At 32.3% G+C, this 14,699-nt stretch carries 11 protein-coding genes; 6 read left to right on the top strand and 5 right to left on the bottom strand.

What is annotated here, in order from left to right:
- The first annotated feature begins 121 nt into the window (after positions 1 to 121).
- Positions 122 to 2,506: an MMPL family transporter gene (locus tag MUA37_RS02895; protein ID WP_262624822.1), complete on the top strand. Its 2,385-nt coding sequence runs from the start codon at positions 122 to 124 to the stop codon at positions 2,504 to 2,506.
- A gap of 50 nt (positions 2,507 to 2,556) precedes the next feature.
- Here MUA37_RS02895 and MUA37_RS02890 read toward each other — a convergent pair whose 3' ends face one another.
- Positions 2,557 to 3,018 (bottom strand): MarR family transcriptional regulator TcaR, encoded by a 462-nt coding sequence (locus MUA37_RS02890; protein WP_002509089.1) that lies wholly within the window; start codon positions 3,016 to 3,018, stop codon positions 2,557 to 2,559.
- A 258-nt stretch (positions 3,019 to 3,276) separates the two neighbouring features.
- On the opposite strand from MUA37_RS02890, the gene MUA37_RS02885 reads away from it, so the two are divergent.
- The gene (locus MUA37_RS02885; RefSeq protein ID WP_021459720.1) at positions 3,277 to 4,251 is read left to right on the top strand and encodes a YdcF family protein; all 975 of its coding nucleotides are present in this window, start codon (positions 3,277 to 3,279) and stop codon (positions 4,249 to 4,251) included.
- Positions 4,252 to 4,307: 56 nt separating this feature from the next.
- Here MUA37_RS02885 and MUA37_RS02880 read toward each other — a convergent pair whose 3' ends face one another.
- Together MUA37_RS02880 and MUA37_RS02875 are read right to left on the bottom strand one after the other, a co-directional pair.
- Positions 4,308 to 4,976, bottom strand: a complete 669-nt coding sequence (locus MUA37_RS02880; protein ID WP_002509087.1) for an ABC transporter ATP-binding protein — start codon at positions 4,974 to 4,976, stop codon at positions 4,308 to 4,310.
- A complete protein-coding gene (locus MUA37_RS02875) occupies positions 4,976 to 6,028 on the bottom strand; it encodes an ABC transporter permease (RefSeq protein WP_103388770.1) in 1,053 nt (350 codons plus the stop codon). Before MUA37_RS02875 ends, MUA37_RS02880 begins: the two co-directional genes overlap by 1 nt.
- 191 nt (positions 6,029 to 6,219) lie before the next feature.
- On the opposite strand from MUA37_RS02875, the gene MUA37_RS02870 reads away from it, so the two are divergent.
- A complete protein-coding gene (locus tag MUA37_RS02870) occupies positions 6,220 to 6,894 on the top strand; it encodes a response regulator transcription factor (protein ID WP_002509085.1) in 675 nt (224 codons plus the stop codon).
- On the top strand, positions 6,887 to 8,263 hold the full coding sequence (locus MUA37_RS02865) for a HAMP domain-containing sensor histidine kinase (RefSeq protein WP_103388769.1): 1,377 nt from the start codon (positions 6,887 to 6,889) through the stop codon (positions 8,261 to 8,263). Before MUA37_RS02870 ends, MUA37_RS02865 begins: the two co-directional genes overlap by 8 nt.
- A gap of 81 nt (positions 8,264 to 8,344) precedes the next feature.
- Here the strand turns inward: MUA37_RS02865 and mqo are convergent, their stop codons facing one another.
- Positions 8,345 to 9,823, bottom strand: coding sequence for a malate dehydrogenase (quinone) (gene mqo, locus MUA37_RS02860; RefSeq protein WP_204171512.1), 1,479 nt, complete (start codon positions 9,821 to 9,823; stop codon positions 8,345 to 8,347).
- Positions 9,824 to 10,211: 388 nt separating this feature from the next.
- On the opposite strand from mqo, the gene MUA37_RS02855 reads away from it, so the two are divergent.
- Positions 10,212 to 11,360: a glycosyltransferase family 4 protein gene (locus MUA37_RS02855; RefSeq protein WP_262624821.1), complete on the top strand. Its 1,149-nt coding sequence runs from the start codon at positions 10,212 to 10,214 to the stop codon at positions 11,358 to 11,360.
- 299 nt (positions 11,361 to 11,659) lie between these two features.
- Positions 11,660 to 13,345 carry a CDP-glycerol glycerophosphotransferase family protein gene (locus tag MUA37_RS02850; protein WP_262624820.1) on the top strand — a complete coding sequence of 562 codons (1,686 nt, stop codon included), beginning with the start codon at positions 11,660 to 11,662 and terminating at the stop codon, positions 13,343 to 13,345.
- Positions 13,346 to 13,441: 96 nt separating this feature from the next.
- Here the strand turns inward: MUA37_RS02850 and MUA37_RS02845 are convergent, their stop codons facing one another.
- On the bottom strand, positions 13,442 to 14,296 hold the full coding sequence (locus MUA37_RS02845; protein ID WP_262624819.1) for a hypothetical protein: 855 nt from the start codon (positions 14,294 to 14,296) through the stop codon (positions 13,442 to 13,444).
- Positions 14,297 to 14,699 lie beyond the last annotated feature (403 nt).

Here is a 14,699-nt window from a genome sequence, read left to right as displayed (position 1 = left end):
AATACTTATTTAGTCTAATATCTATTTACAATATATTAATATTTTATAAAAGCTCACTTAGTTGACTGTCATCAACCAAAAATAGTATATTTTAAGTGTTAGTAATACTAAGGAGGTTATTATGAAGACGATATTGAAGTTCAAATGGTTAATATCCATTATTGTTATTATTGCTGTTGCTTGTTCGTTAATATTTTCACCGAATTTAGCCCAATTAGCAGCTGATAAAGGTGAAATCATTCCACCAAAAGACACTACATCTCAACAATACGAACAAATACTTAAAGATGTTAATGCTGATTCTAATAGTATTAGTGCGGTTGTTCAATTAGATAATAAGTTGGATAATCAAGATGAGAAGAAGTTAAAATCTTACATATCAAAAATTGAAAACGTAAATGGTGTAAAAAATGTTATTTCGCCATTTGATAACTCAGCGATTGAAGATAAGTTAGTTTCAGAAGATAAAAAATCTATCATGATTCCAATCGAAACTTCTGCCAATAAAGACAAATCATTAGAAGCTTCAAAAGATATTGATGACATTAATCATTCTTTCAAAGGTTCCTATTTAACAGGTACAAATAACATCCAAGACCAAATTAACACGAGTATTAATGAAGGGTTAAAAACAATTGAAGTTATAACCGTAATACTTATTTTAGGTATTTTATTCTTAGTCTTTCGCTCTGTAGTAACACCATTTGTGCCACTATTATTAGTTGGATTATCTTATATATTTTCACAAGGCATCATTGCATTATTAGTGAAATACGCTGACTTCCCAGTGTCAATTTATATTCAACCATTTTTACTTGCACTACTCTTTGGTATAGGTACAGATTACTGTATTTTATTACTCAATAGATATAAAGAAGAATTAGGCAAAGATCAAAGTAATTTTGATGCTGTACTTAATACATTTAAAAACGGAGGACGTACAATTCTTATTTGTGCAATTACCGTTTTAGTTGGCTTTACAGCACTGTTCTTTGTTGAATTTAGTTTATTTAAATCTGCAGTCGGTATTGCGGTCGGTGCATTATGCTTAATGATTGTGTTGTTTACACTCTTACCAACCTTGTTATTAGTAATCGGTGGTAAAGTATTTTGGCCAAGTAAAAATACAGCTGGTCATAAAGATAGTGCACTTTGGGGCAAATTAGGTAATTTCACTACAAAAAAACCATTTTTAGCATTGGTCTTAGTTTTAATTATTTTAATACCGATCATCGTATTCGCCCCTAATAATATTACTTATGATAATACTAATGAAATTAGTGATGAATACGACTCAATTAAAGCTATCAACATCATTAAAGATGACTTTAGTGTGGGCCAAGCATTTCCGGTTCAAATCGCTATAAAAGACGATAAAAAACTGACAACAGAAAACGGCGTCAGTGACGTTGAAACATTAGCGAAATCACTGGAAAAAATTGAAGGTGTCGACGGAGTAAACACGATTACACGTCCTACTGGTAACCCTATTGAACAACTTACAACAACGTATCAACTTGACCAAATGCAGCAACAATTATCACAAGCTAATGATGGCATTAATCAAGTTAATACTGGTTTAAACAGTGCGCAACAAGCAGGTCAAGGTCAATCTGCCCAAATGTCTCAAGGCCTATCTCAAGTACAATCTGGTCAAGAACAAATACAACAACGAATGGAAGATATGGCCAATGATAAATCAGTTGATGAATCGGGCATGTATATTACAAAAGATATGCTGCAAGATTCTGAATTAAAACAATCTGTTAATCAATATAGTGAGGATGACGGCAATATTGTATTACTTAATGTAGAATTAAGTGACGATCCTTTCTCCAAAAAGGCTATGAATACAGTGGAGAAAGTTGAACAGTCTGTAACAAATCAAGTAAAAGGTACTAGCTTTAACGATAGTCAAATAGAAATTGGTGGTACGTCTGCTGAAAACAAAGATTTACAGACTACTATTGATAATGACATGACTAAAGCTATTGTGTTAATTACTATTTTCTTATTTGTTGTATTACTTGTATTCCAACGCTCTATTATTATGCCAATTTACATGATTGCTTCCATTCTAATCACATATTATGCATCAATTGGTATAGCAAATATTATCTTTGACAATATACTTGGATTAGGTGGTTTATTATTAGTCGTACCATTCTTTAGCTTTGTAGTACTAATGGCTCTAGGTGTTGACTATGCAATATTCTTAGTCAATCGCTTCTCTGAAGAAGCTTACCAAGGTATCGTCCCTGCATTATTAATCGCCATGCGCAAAATGGGTACAGTAATTATGACTGCCTGTCTCATTTTAGTTGGTACCATAGCTGCTCTTTATTCTTCAGGTGCTATGACATTAATGCAAATTGCAACAGTTGTCATTGTCGGTCTACTATTATATAACATTTTAATGTTACCACTATTTATACCTTCCATAGCCAAATCATTCGGCAAAGGAAACTGGTGGCCATTTAAAACCAAAGAAAGTAAGAAAAAATAAATTTAATAAAAGCCTACACTTCAATGAAGTGTAGGCTTTTATTATGCATATTAGGAATTGTTAATATTAAAATTTTTCAATCTATGATCAATAATCTCTAATACATAGCGTGCTTGTTCAATCTGTTCTTCAGATAAATCAGATAGCATATCACTCACGATATTACTTACTATTGATTTACACTCACTATTAAATTGTTGGCCTTTATCGGTCAATTTAATATACTTCAGGCGCTGATCAGCATGTGTTTCTGTTTTGTCCCATTCTACTAAATCAGATTGGATTAATTTTTTAATCCGTCTACTTACAGCTGCCTTATTCACTCCTTGCTTTTCAGTTATTTCTGTTAATGTCATTGCTCTCTCATTTTCAAGCATTAAAATGACATTTGCTTGTTCTTTCGATATGTTATATTCCGCTCTTAAATCTCTGAGTAATTTTGCTACTAAAGTATTCACATCGTCTATAAACATACCCATAAAATCAATATGATTTCTTAAGTTTTTTACCATGTCCTGCACCTCTAAGCTATACAATATCTAGAATTGTCTTTTTTCTAGCACTTTATAGTCTTTTACTTATTACCCTAATAATATCAATAAATATCACTAGATAAAAGATTAAAAACCATTATGTTCAAAATTATATTATATTCCAATAACTTTATTGCAGTCATCATAAATATTACTTATTATTTAACAGATTGTAGTTGCTAATTTAATTTCAATCCTCTACATTTAGTATAATAGATTAACTATTTGAGGTGCTGTATGGATTTATTAACTATCATTTTGTGTTTCTTTATTTTTATAGCTTACATCAGTTTGTTTTTTAACCAAACGATACTGTTATCACTAAATGCATATATTTCCATTGTTATACTAGGTTACTGTGTAATCATCTACCATATTGGTCGCCATCATATCCCAATCGATTTGATTATCGTGTTGATTCTAGGTGTTATACTAATACATTTGAAGCATCGCCATTTATTTAACAATGATATTAGTCTTCGCTTTATGAAGCGCTTATATAAGCGTGGTGTTAAACTTATTGTAATAACATTGGCTTGTGCCTATATTAGTTTAATGCCAATTGGTATTAATATTATCTTTCTGTGGTTAGCAGCTATCGCTTTTAGTGCCTTATTCACCTTTGTTTGTTATGCTACATGGTCATCTGCTTATGCCACTCGTTCGAACAATGTACATTATGATGTGATTCTAACACTTGGCGCTGGCATTTTTACTGAGGAAGTTACGCCAATGTTAGCCAAACGATTGGATAAAGCTTTGGTATTGTTTAACAACAATAGTGATGCCACGATGATTGTGAGTGGCGGTCAAGGTCCAGACGAACCAATACCAGAATCATTAGCCATGAAACGCTACTTAATCGCTAACGGGGTACCTGAACAACAAATTATTATGGAATATCAATCTACCAATACATTTGAAAATATTAAAAACACTAAAGACTTATTAGCGACATATATACCGAGACAAGCGCAAGTTGTTTGTGTAACGAGTCAATTTCATGTGCTTAGAGCATTGCGTTTTGGACAAATTTTAAATGTTCGCATGACTGGCTTAGGTAGTACCACGCCCTATCATTTTTTAGAAATTGCATTAATTAGAGATTTTTTAGGTTTAATGTATCAATACCGCTTACTATTAACAGTGTATTTCGCGATACTCTTTTTTATTTGTATTATCTCATTTTGGCAAATTCCAAGTTATTTATAACACAACTTAGGCGACAGTTCTTATTGCATAACTGTCGCCTATTTTTTGCTTTTATTTTATTGTTGTACTATTTTCCCATCTTCTAGTTCTATTATTCTATCTGCATATTCTAATAATCTATTATCATGGGTTATCATAATAGCAATCATTTGCTCGTCTTTCACTTGCTTTTTAAACATCTCAACTACTTCCGTCGCACGCGCAGCGTCTAAACTAGCTGTAGGTTCGTCTGCTAAAATAATTTTAGGATTATTCATAAAGGCACGCATAATAGCTACACGCTGCTTTTCTCCACCAGATAACATATGAGGAAAGACATCTAGTCTGTGATTTAGACCTATACGATTGAGCAACATTTCAGCTTTAGTTCGAGCTTCTTTTTTCGTCATACCCGCTTCAACACCAATAGTTATGAGCTGATCTTGCACTTTTAAATATGGTACCAAATGTGCTGATTGGAAGATAAAACCTATCTCTGTTAAACGTAATGCTGCTGGTTTACTTTGAGCTGAAAATAATGGTGCATTATTATATAAAATCTGTCCGTCATTAGCTGTTAACAAACCACCTAGGATAGTTAATAATGTAGTTTTACCTGAACCTGAAGCACCTTTTAAAATAACAAATTCTCCATTATCGACGTTAAAATCAATCCCTTTCAACACTTGTGTTTCCGCTTGTCCTCGGCCAAAGGATTTTGTAATATTTTGTATTTCTAAAGTCATTATTCTCCACCTCCTATAGCTTCAATTGGATCAACTTTAAATAATTTAATAAACGATAATATAGCTCCTATCATAGCGACTACAATAAAGATAATAGTCACGAGCAATAAATTAAATGTAGTAATGTGGAACGGCATCGATACAGGCATTACTATCGATAATAAACTGATAATAGCGATTGCTATAATTACGCCAATCATAGTAGTTAATAAAATTTGGAATACAAGCGCGCTTAATAAGTGACGTGTTTTGATCCCTATTGCTTTTAAAATACCTATCTCTGATATTTTTTGAATTGTCATAACGTAGAAAAATGCGCTTAACACAATCGCAGTAATTACATATAAACTTACGATCATCATATTCAATGGTGCTTGTTCAGCTTGATAACTTGGAATTTCATCGGTAATGTCTTGTTCACTATAAATGTTGACACCTGAAATGTTTTCTAACTGTTGTGCTTTATTATCTGATAAATCAGTAACTGGATAAATCGTAGACACTTGATTATTTAACGATTCAAAACCAGCATCTGACATCATCACTACTGAACTATGTGAGTGCATTGTATCTGTAAGTACACCACTAATCGTTAATTTATTACCATCTTTTGTTGTAACAGTATCACCTACAGTGAGACCATCAGCCGTTAACTTTTTATTTATGGCAATGTCACTTTTCTTTTTTGGATAGTGGCCCTGTTCTAATTCAGGTTTATGATCTTTCACAGTATTAATCATCATGACATCTTCATCTTCATTTTTTAGTTTTAATGTTTGACCTGCTAACTGCATCGGTTCTGACTGCGTAATTTTTTCTATCTTTTCTTGCTGTGAATCTTTCAATAGTGATTTTTCTATTTGAGGTTGTTTACTATCCTGCATAACATACTTTTCTGCATTTACATTGTCTAACATCGAAACATTTTCTCTTGCTAATCCTTGTGCTAATCCACTAATAAATAACACCATAATACTCAATAGTAATATGATAAGCATAATTAAAATAAAACGAAATTTATAAAATTTCATTTCCGCCCATGCTAGTTTCATTACTTACTCACTCCCTGTTCAAATTGATTAATTGTATTGTATGATGCCTTTATGAACTCAATATGAACTTTTATGACTTCTTAATAAATTTTTATTCACCTTGTTTCTTTTTAATAAGTGATTAGAATTTTATTTGGTTAATTACAGATATAATATGTATAATGAAAATAAATTAGAAGGAGTGACATAGTATGACTACGTGTTTAATTGTCGATGATGATCCAAAAATCCTACAATATGTCTCAAACCACTTAGATAGAGAAGGTTTACATACAGTAACGAAACCAAGTGCTGAAACAGCACTTTCGTACTTAATGGATAATCAAATAGATATTGCTGTTGTCGACGTTATGATGGAAGGCATGAATGGATTTGAACTATGTCAAATATTAAAAGATGACTATCAGTTGCCTGTTATTATGCTCACTGCACGAGATGCTTTAAGCGATAAAGAAAAAGCCTTTTTAACAGGTACCGATGATTATGTTACGAAACCATTTGAAATAAAAGAGTTAATTTTTCGAATCAGAGCGATATTACGAAGATACAACATCAATACAAACAATGAAATTATTGTAGGTAATTTATTGCTTAATCAAGCTTATCTAGAAATTCAAGTTGAAGGAAAGACAATGAATTTACCTAATAAAGAATTTCAATTGCTTTATACTTTAGCTGCTAACCCTAAACAAGTATTTAGCAGAGATGCGTTAATAGAAAAAATATGGGGCTTTGATTATGAAGGTGATGAACGGACAGTAGATGTGCATGTTAAGAGGCTTCGTAAGAGACTAGAAAGACTCAATTCTTCAGTTAACATCATTACAGTAAGAGGACTCGGTTATAAGGTGGATGACTATGTTTAAATCTTTATATACACGTATAGCAATTTATACTATCGTTGTTTTACTATTCAGTGCCATTATGAGTTTTCTAATTACTAATGTTTACTATCATCTCTATTTAAAGGAAAACAATGATGCTAAAATTATGCGCACACTTAAAGAAGCGAAAAATTATCAATCTGAATCTAACGTCACCTCATTAGATCAATATTTTACACATATGGGTGAAATGAATTATCAAGTAATGACAGTCACAACCTCTGGAAAAAAATCATTTTACGGTACACCTTTTAGAGAAGACAATATTTCACAATCCGCTGTGCAACAAGTATTAGCAGACAAACCTTTCCATGGTATTAAAAATCAACCCTTCCAACCATTTATTACAGGTTTTTTTGAAAATGTGACGTCAAATACTGTTGGCGTGCCATTTCATTCCGATGGCGAAAAAGTAGCAGTATTTATGAGACCAGATATTGGACAAACCTTTAGCGAATTTCGTATATTTTTAGCACTGTTAATTACATTGCTACTTGTTATTTCAATCACGCTTGTTATTTTATCTACTAATGCCATTGTAAAACCTATACAACAGCTGAAGCGCTCCACAGAACGTATGATGCATGGAGATTTTGACACACCTACTGAAATCACACGTAAAGATGAATTAGGTACACTACAGTATCGTTTCGATACTATGCGTCAATCACTCAAACAATTAGATGATATGCGACAACACTTTGTGCAAAATGTGTCTCATGAAATTAAGACACCTCTAACACATATCCATCATTTACTAGATAAAATGAAGCATGCTAAAACTACAACTGCACAACATCAATATATAGATGATATTTACCAAATCACTACGCAATTAAGTGATTTGACTAAAGCATTGTTGCTTCTGTCAGAATTAGATAACAATGTACATTTAAAATTTAATGATGCAATTCAAATAAATCAATTATTAACTGAAATAATACGTCACGAACAATATAGTGCAAATGAAAAAGACTTAATTATTCTCTCAGATTTTGAAGCTGTATCATATACTGGTAATCGTCGGCTACTACACCAAGCCTTCCAAAATTTAATTACCAATGCCATTAAATATTCACCTAAAGATGGTGCGATTGATATTATGCTCCATCAAGATAGCGAAAATATTACTTTCATGATACAAAATGAGGGAGAACCAATGTCTCAAATGACACAACAACATATTTTTGAACGCTTTTATAAAATAAGTGAATATGACAATAGTAACGGTTTAGGTTTAGCGATTGTAAAAACAATTGTCGAATTACATCAAGGCCAAGTTACTGTTGACAGTACTTATGAAAAAGGTACCGTCTTTACTATCAAATTACCATTAGACAATAATAATTAACATTACACAGAAAGCCTGCACGTGTCGATCATAGACAACGTGCAGGCTTAATTTGATTATATAAAAAGTATTACTATAACATTAGTCAACTTTTAAATATTTTTTAATTTCTTCATTAATTTCTTTATATAAATCTTCGTTATCTGTCAGACGTTGACCATAAGAAGGAATCATTTCTTTAATTTTACCTTCCCATTGCTTAAACTCATCTTTATAACATTTTTGTAATAAATCTAGCATAATGTCTACAGCTGTAGAGGCACCTGGTGAAGCGCCTAATAATGCAGATAACGTACCATCTTCAGAAGTCACAAGCTCGGTACCAAATTGTAAAGTCCCTTTACCAGTCTCAGTATCTTTTATTACTTGAACTCGTTGACCGGCAACAACTACATGCCAATCTTCGCTATTAGCATCAGGTACAAAGGTACGTAATTCTTCCATGCGTTCTTCATTTGATAAAGTTAATTGAGAAATAAGATACTTAGTTAAATTTATTTCTTTAACTCCTGCAGACAACATCGTAATCAAGTTATTAGGTTTAACTGATTTTACTAAATCCATATTAGACCCAGTTTTTAGGAACTTCGGAGAAAAACCAGCAAATGGTCCAAATAACAATGTACGTTTGCCATCAATATAACGTGTATCTAAATGTGGCACCGACATTGGTGGCGCACCAACAGATGCTTTACCATACACTTTGGCATTATGTTTTTTAGTAATTTCTTCTTTAGTACATACTAAGAAAAGTCCACTTACTGGGAAACCACCAATATGCTTAGATTCTTTTATGCCTGTCTTTTGTAAAAGTGGTAAACTTGCGCCACCTGCACCGATGAAAACAAACTTACTTTCTACTATTTTGACTTCACCAGTCGTTAAATCTTTAACTTTAACTTCCCATTTACCATCTTTTCTTTGTTTTAAATCTTCTACTTCATGGTTATAATTTAATTCTACATTTTGTTTTTCTAAGTTATCGAACAGTTTGTTAGTTAAATTACTAAAGTTAACGTCTGTACCTGTTTTATCATATGAAATAGCCATTGGAATGTTAGACGTACGGCCTTCCATCATTAATGGCGCCCATTCAGCGATTTTGTCTTTATCATCTGTAATTTCCATATTACTAAATAGGATATTTTTATTAAGTCTATCTACACGTTTTTTTAAAAACTCTACATTTTTAACGCCTTGTACAAAACTCATATGCGGCACAGGTTTAATAAACCCTTCAGGTGAACCTAACTGACCATCTTTTACTAAAAAACTCCAAAATTGTTTAGAAATTTGGAATTGCTCATTTATTTTAATAGCTTTTGTAATATCTATAGAGCCATCTTTATTTTCTTTGGTATAGTTTAATTCACATAATGCTGAATGCCCTGTTCCTGCATTATTCCAAGCATTAGAGCTTTCTTGAGCTGGTGTTGATAACCTTTCAAACATTTTAAAACTTTTATCAGGTGACAATGATTTTAATATTGTACCTAATGTTGCACTCATGATTCCGCCACCAATTAAGATGACATCTGTTTTGCTATGTTGTGTACTCATAACAAATACAGTCCCCCTTTAAATATGTTTATAGAAAGTTATCCTTATCTATCGACTGTATCACGAATATGTAATATGGTTTACACGATAAAACGCTTTCTATAACGTATGAATTAACTTACTTTTCATCATTGTATTCTGAAACTCTAGTTAATACTTACAATAATGAAGATTAAACCAACTCCCTTAATTATATACATAATTAACTGATGAAAAAAGCCCAAAAGCACAATCTATTTGAAAATAAAAATTTTTCTGTCATTATTTGTATATAAATTTTCTGCTAAAATGCGTGGTCCCGCACATCGATTACATTGCAACCACTTACAACTTTACATATAATTAAAGTTAACTATTTATCATTTATATAATATTTGGAGGTTTCCAAGTGCAATCAATCACATTTTTCATGCATAATATTTTTGCTATGGGTGGTACAGTAAAGTCAATTTCAGAATTGGCGAATGTACTAGCTAACAAAGGCCATCCCGTCACTATTATTTCTGTCTTCAAATCAAAGGAGATGCCATACTTTGAATTACACCCAGATATCAAAATTCAAACATTGATTGACTATACACACATTCGTTCCAACTTGAAAAGCGCCATTTTTAATAGAGTACGTAAATATACAAAATTTTTAAAACCTAAAGTATTATCCAGACATGAACCTGGCCTAAACCAATTTTCAAGTTATATCGAACGTAAAATGATTCACGCTATCAAAACGGTCGATTGTGATGTTTTAATTGGTACGCGTGCAAGCTTTAATATATTAATTGCTCAACATGGCCCTTACGATGTAACAAAAGTTGGCATGGAACATATGAACTTTGATGCGCATCCTACAGCGTATCAACAAGAAATCATTGAAGCTTACCGATCGCTAGATAAAATTACCACATTGACATCTGTCGACCAACAACGTTATCAAAATGTCGTCCAAACTCCTGTGTTTGTTGTACCTAATGTTCTAAATGAACAAAGGCTAGATTTACCTAAAGACAAAATTATTTTAGCTGCTGGCCGTTTAGAATACGAAAAAGGGTTCGACCTATTAATCAACAGTATTCAAATTATTCAAGATGTCATACGCCAATTTAACTATCGTGTACACATTTATGGTAGCGGACAACAAAGGAAACAACTTAAACAACTTATTTCACAGCATCAACTGGATGATATTGTATCGATATTTGATACTACACAATCCTTATCAACCAAATTGGCCGAAAGTGAACTAACCATTATACCTTCACGCAATGAAGGCTTCGGGATGGTAATCCTTGAGGCAATGAACCAAAGCAGTATTGTTATAAGTTTTGGTGGCAATGCAGGACCTGATTCAATTATAAAGAATAACATTAATGGTTATTTAGTTGAACATGGAGATATTAAAGCATTAGCCTTTAAAATTCAACGTCTGTTAAATCAAGAATTTAAATATAATACGATTATCAAACATGGCTATGAGACCGTTGAGCAATATTCACCTGATGCTATTTACACACGATTTTCAACTATGTTAAAACACTAATTTATTAGTAAAACTAAAAGACGTTAACAGAATAATTTCAGCCTTATATGTCAATAACCACTTTGCGTCCTTTTAACAAATTAAACATCATATATAATAATATATAGAGCCTGAAATAATGAATATGTCAGGCTCTAGTTTATGTTATTTACTTGTAGTATCAGCTTAAAAATACTTAAATAACACTAAAATCATTACTGTTATATTCAATGATTTTAGTGTCTTTATATAACTCAAAGTTTATCTCTTAGCTCCTACATGATAAAATTGAGTTCAATTATGATAAGTAGAGGGATTTTATGATTAAACAATTAAATTTAAATATCTGGCAAGATTTAACTATGCATTTAAATAAAACATTACAAGAAGGCTATACTCACTTTATTCTTGTAGATGACTTCATACATATTTATCCAGAAATGTTGAATAATGTAACGTTAGATCAATCTAACATTGTTGCTGATTATACTATTAACGGCTTATATCAAAATGATTGTCGCTATTTTGCGCAGGAAACTATTACCTTTAATGATTGGATCGAAAATATCAATCATTACCCTAACGTGATATATCATATTGAAACAACGTTAACCATGTTAGAAACACACCACATTAATACAATGTTTGATTTAGCTGTGCATGCACTATTACAAGATACGGTTAAAGTTGATCCACATGTCGTGTTCGACTATCAACAAACATACTTGACCTCTTCTCAGTTATGGGAAGAGATTAAAAAATGTACGGTACTGAATACAACAAAATTCAATTTAAATAAGCTTGCATACATACACAAGCACTCTATACCGTTTAAAAATTACGAAACATTAGCTCCAGATCAGTTACGCTATACAGATAAATTGATAAAAAATTTCCGCTTCAAATTACCACATTGGATCTATAATTTTGCGCAACATCATTTTACAAAGAAACATCGTCAAATGAGCTATATATATGAGAAAAATGAAAACAAATTAAAAGACCATATTGTCTTTTTAGGGTTTGACTACGGTTTTAGAGGAAATTCACGTTATTTATTCAACCATTTCGCTAAACACTTTGCAAAAGTACCTATTTATTTCGTTACCGAAGATGTAAATGGACCAAATTTCATCAAACCTAATGACCCAAACACTAAAGCTTTAATCGAATCAGCACGTGTTGTTATTTTAGAAAGTAATATACCTGATGATATACGTCCAAACGGTACTATTATTCAATTATGGCATGGAACACCAATTAAAAAACTATTCTTAGATAGCCATGAAGTACATCAAAATAGTAAGATTTATAATTATAGAGCAAGAAAGTATAACAAATGGCTACAACAAAATTACTTAATTTGTGATTGTGAAGAAATTATCGATTACTTCAAATCCGCCTTTCCATTACAGCATACAAAAGTAGTTAGTAGCGGTTATCCACGCGTTAAATATTTATTGGATAAACAAAAAGATACACCTTATGTAAAATTTATTAAACATGAATTAAAAATTGATCCAGCAAAACCAACATTGCTTTATGCACCAACTTGGAAAACTACTGAAGACGAGTCTGATTTATTACCACTCAGTGACGGGTTGTTAAATAAGTATAATGTCATTTATAAAGGACATATCGAAAATACTTCAACTTACCTACCTGAAAATGCAATTATTGCACCAGCAAATATAGAGACACAGGATTTAATTCTTATCTCAGATGTAGTATTAACAGATTATTCATCTATTATTTTTGATGCACTGACTTTAGACAAAACAGTTTGTCAGTTCACACCAAATCATGAAAAATATATAGCAGAACGTGGTGTTTATGAAGATGTAATGCATTCACTCGCAGTGGTGCGTTACAGTGATGCCAAAGCATTACTCAATGATTTAATCAGTTTTCAAATGTCAGACATTACTAACAATGCATTTGTAAACAAAAATAATCATGCATTTGAGACGATATCGAATATCATAAAAAAACATATGAACCTATAACAAAATCTTAAGGCTTTAAATATAAAGAGGACTAATCCATATTACGGATTAGTCCTCTTATTTTGAGAAAGGAATTTATATCCCAGTCCCTTGTTATTATTGTTGATAAGCTGGATCTACTACACGTACAGTACCTTGTTGGTCAACTGTAGCTATAGCGTAGGTACCAGGTTGAGCTTGGTTTTGGAAACTAAAGATATAACTGTAATTTCCTTCACTACCTTCAATTGCATAATCATTATATGCATTATTTTGTCCATTAATAGCATTAACTTCTGACGTAGCGTTTGCTAAAGAATTTTCAAAATTAGGTAACGTTTGTAACGCTTGTTGAGGATCTACATTTGATGATGTAATGTTTTGTGATACTGGTACTGCATTTTCTCCTTGATAAGGTGGCACATAACCATTGGCATTACCACTATTAGCATTACCACTATTAGCATTACCACTATTAGCATTACCATTATTAGCATTCGCATCACTAGACGCTCCATTACCAGCGTTAGCTGTTGCATCATCAGAAGCACTATCTGCCCCAGCATTATTAGTTGCTCCGCTATTAGCACTGTTACTGTCGTTAGCAGTACCATTAGCACTGTCACTAGCTTGGTCTCCACTATTACCATTACTACTAGCACTTGAATCTGAACTACTTGAATCGCTATCAGAACTGTCAGAGCTACTAGCACTATTAGAGTCATCAGAGCCATTAGAGCTGCTATCGTCTTCTGAGTTGCCATCTTTGTTGTCAGAGTTTGATTTATCTTCTCCATCTTTCGAATCTTTTGAGTCTTTTGAACTATCATCATTATTTTTCTTACTGTCACTAGCTGAATCTTTTGATTTATTATCGTCAGATCCGCCGTTGTCCGAACCTTCATCGCCCCCATTAGAACATGCAGCCAAAGCAAGTGATAATGTTAAGAAACCTGCCAAAAGTTTTTTCATTTAAAACAACCTCCTCTATTTTTTGTACACTTGCTAATTCGTAGATATTTCACTATGTAATATGCTTCACTCCACTTTCATAGCAAGAATTACTATGTTATACACTAAAAAATTTCAAATAAACATATTTCATAAAAATTTATTTTCAATTTACATACAAACTGTATTCAGAAATTGGGACAGAAATCCCACCCCAGCAAGCATGACTAGTATCGAACAAAGCTTCATTTGAAACGCATTTTCAAAACAATCAGCTACTGTCTCTTTGAAATGGGACGGGGATGAATCAATATTATCCCAACCTATAAAAGCGTAAACAAAACCAGTGTATTATTTATTGGCAGTGGATTATGCCGACTCCTGCGGGAATAGCACTCGCTGAAGACTACAGGCTGAAGCAGTG

Origin of the sequence: Staphylococcus arlettae, assembly GCF_025560845.1 — a bacterium.
Lineage (GTDB): Bacteria > Bacillota > Bacilli > Staphylococcales > Staphylococcaceae > Staphylococcus > Staphylococcus arlettae.
This window is presented reverse-complemented; position numbering and strand designations above follow the sequence as displayed.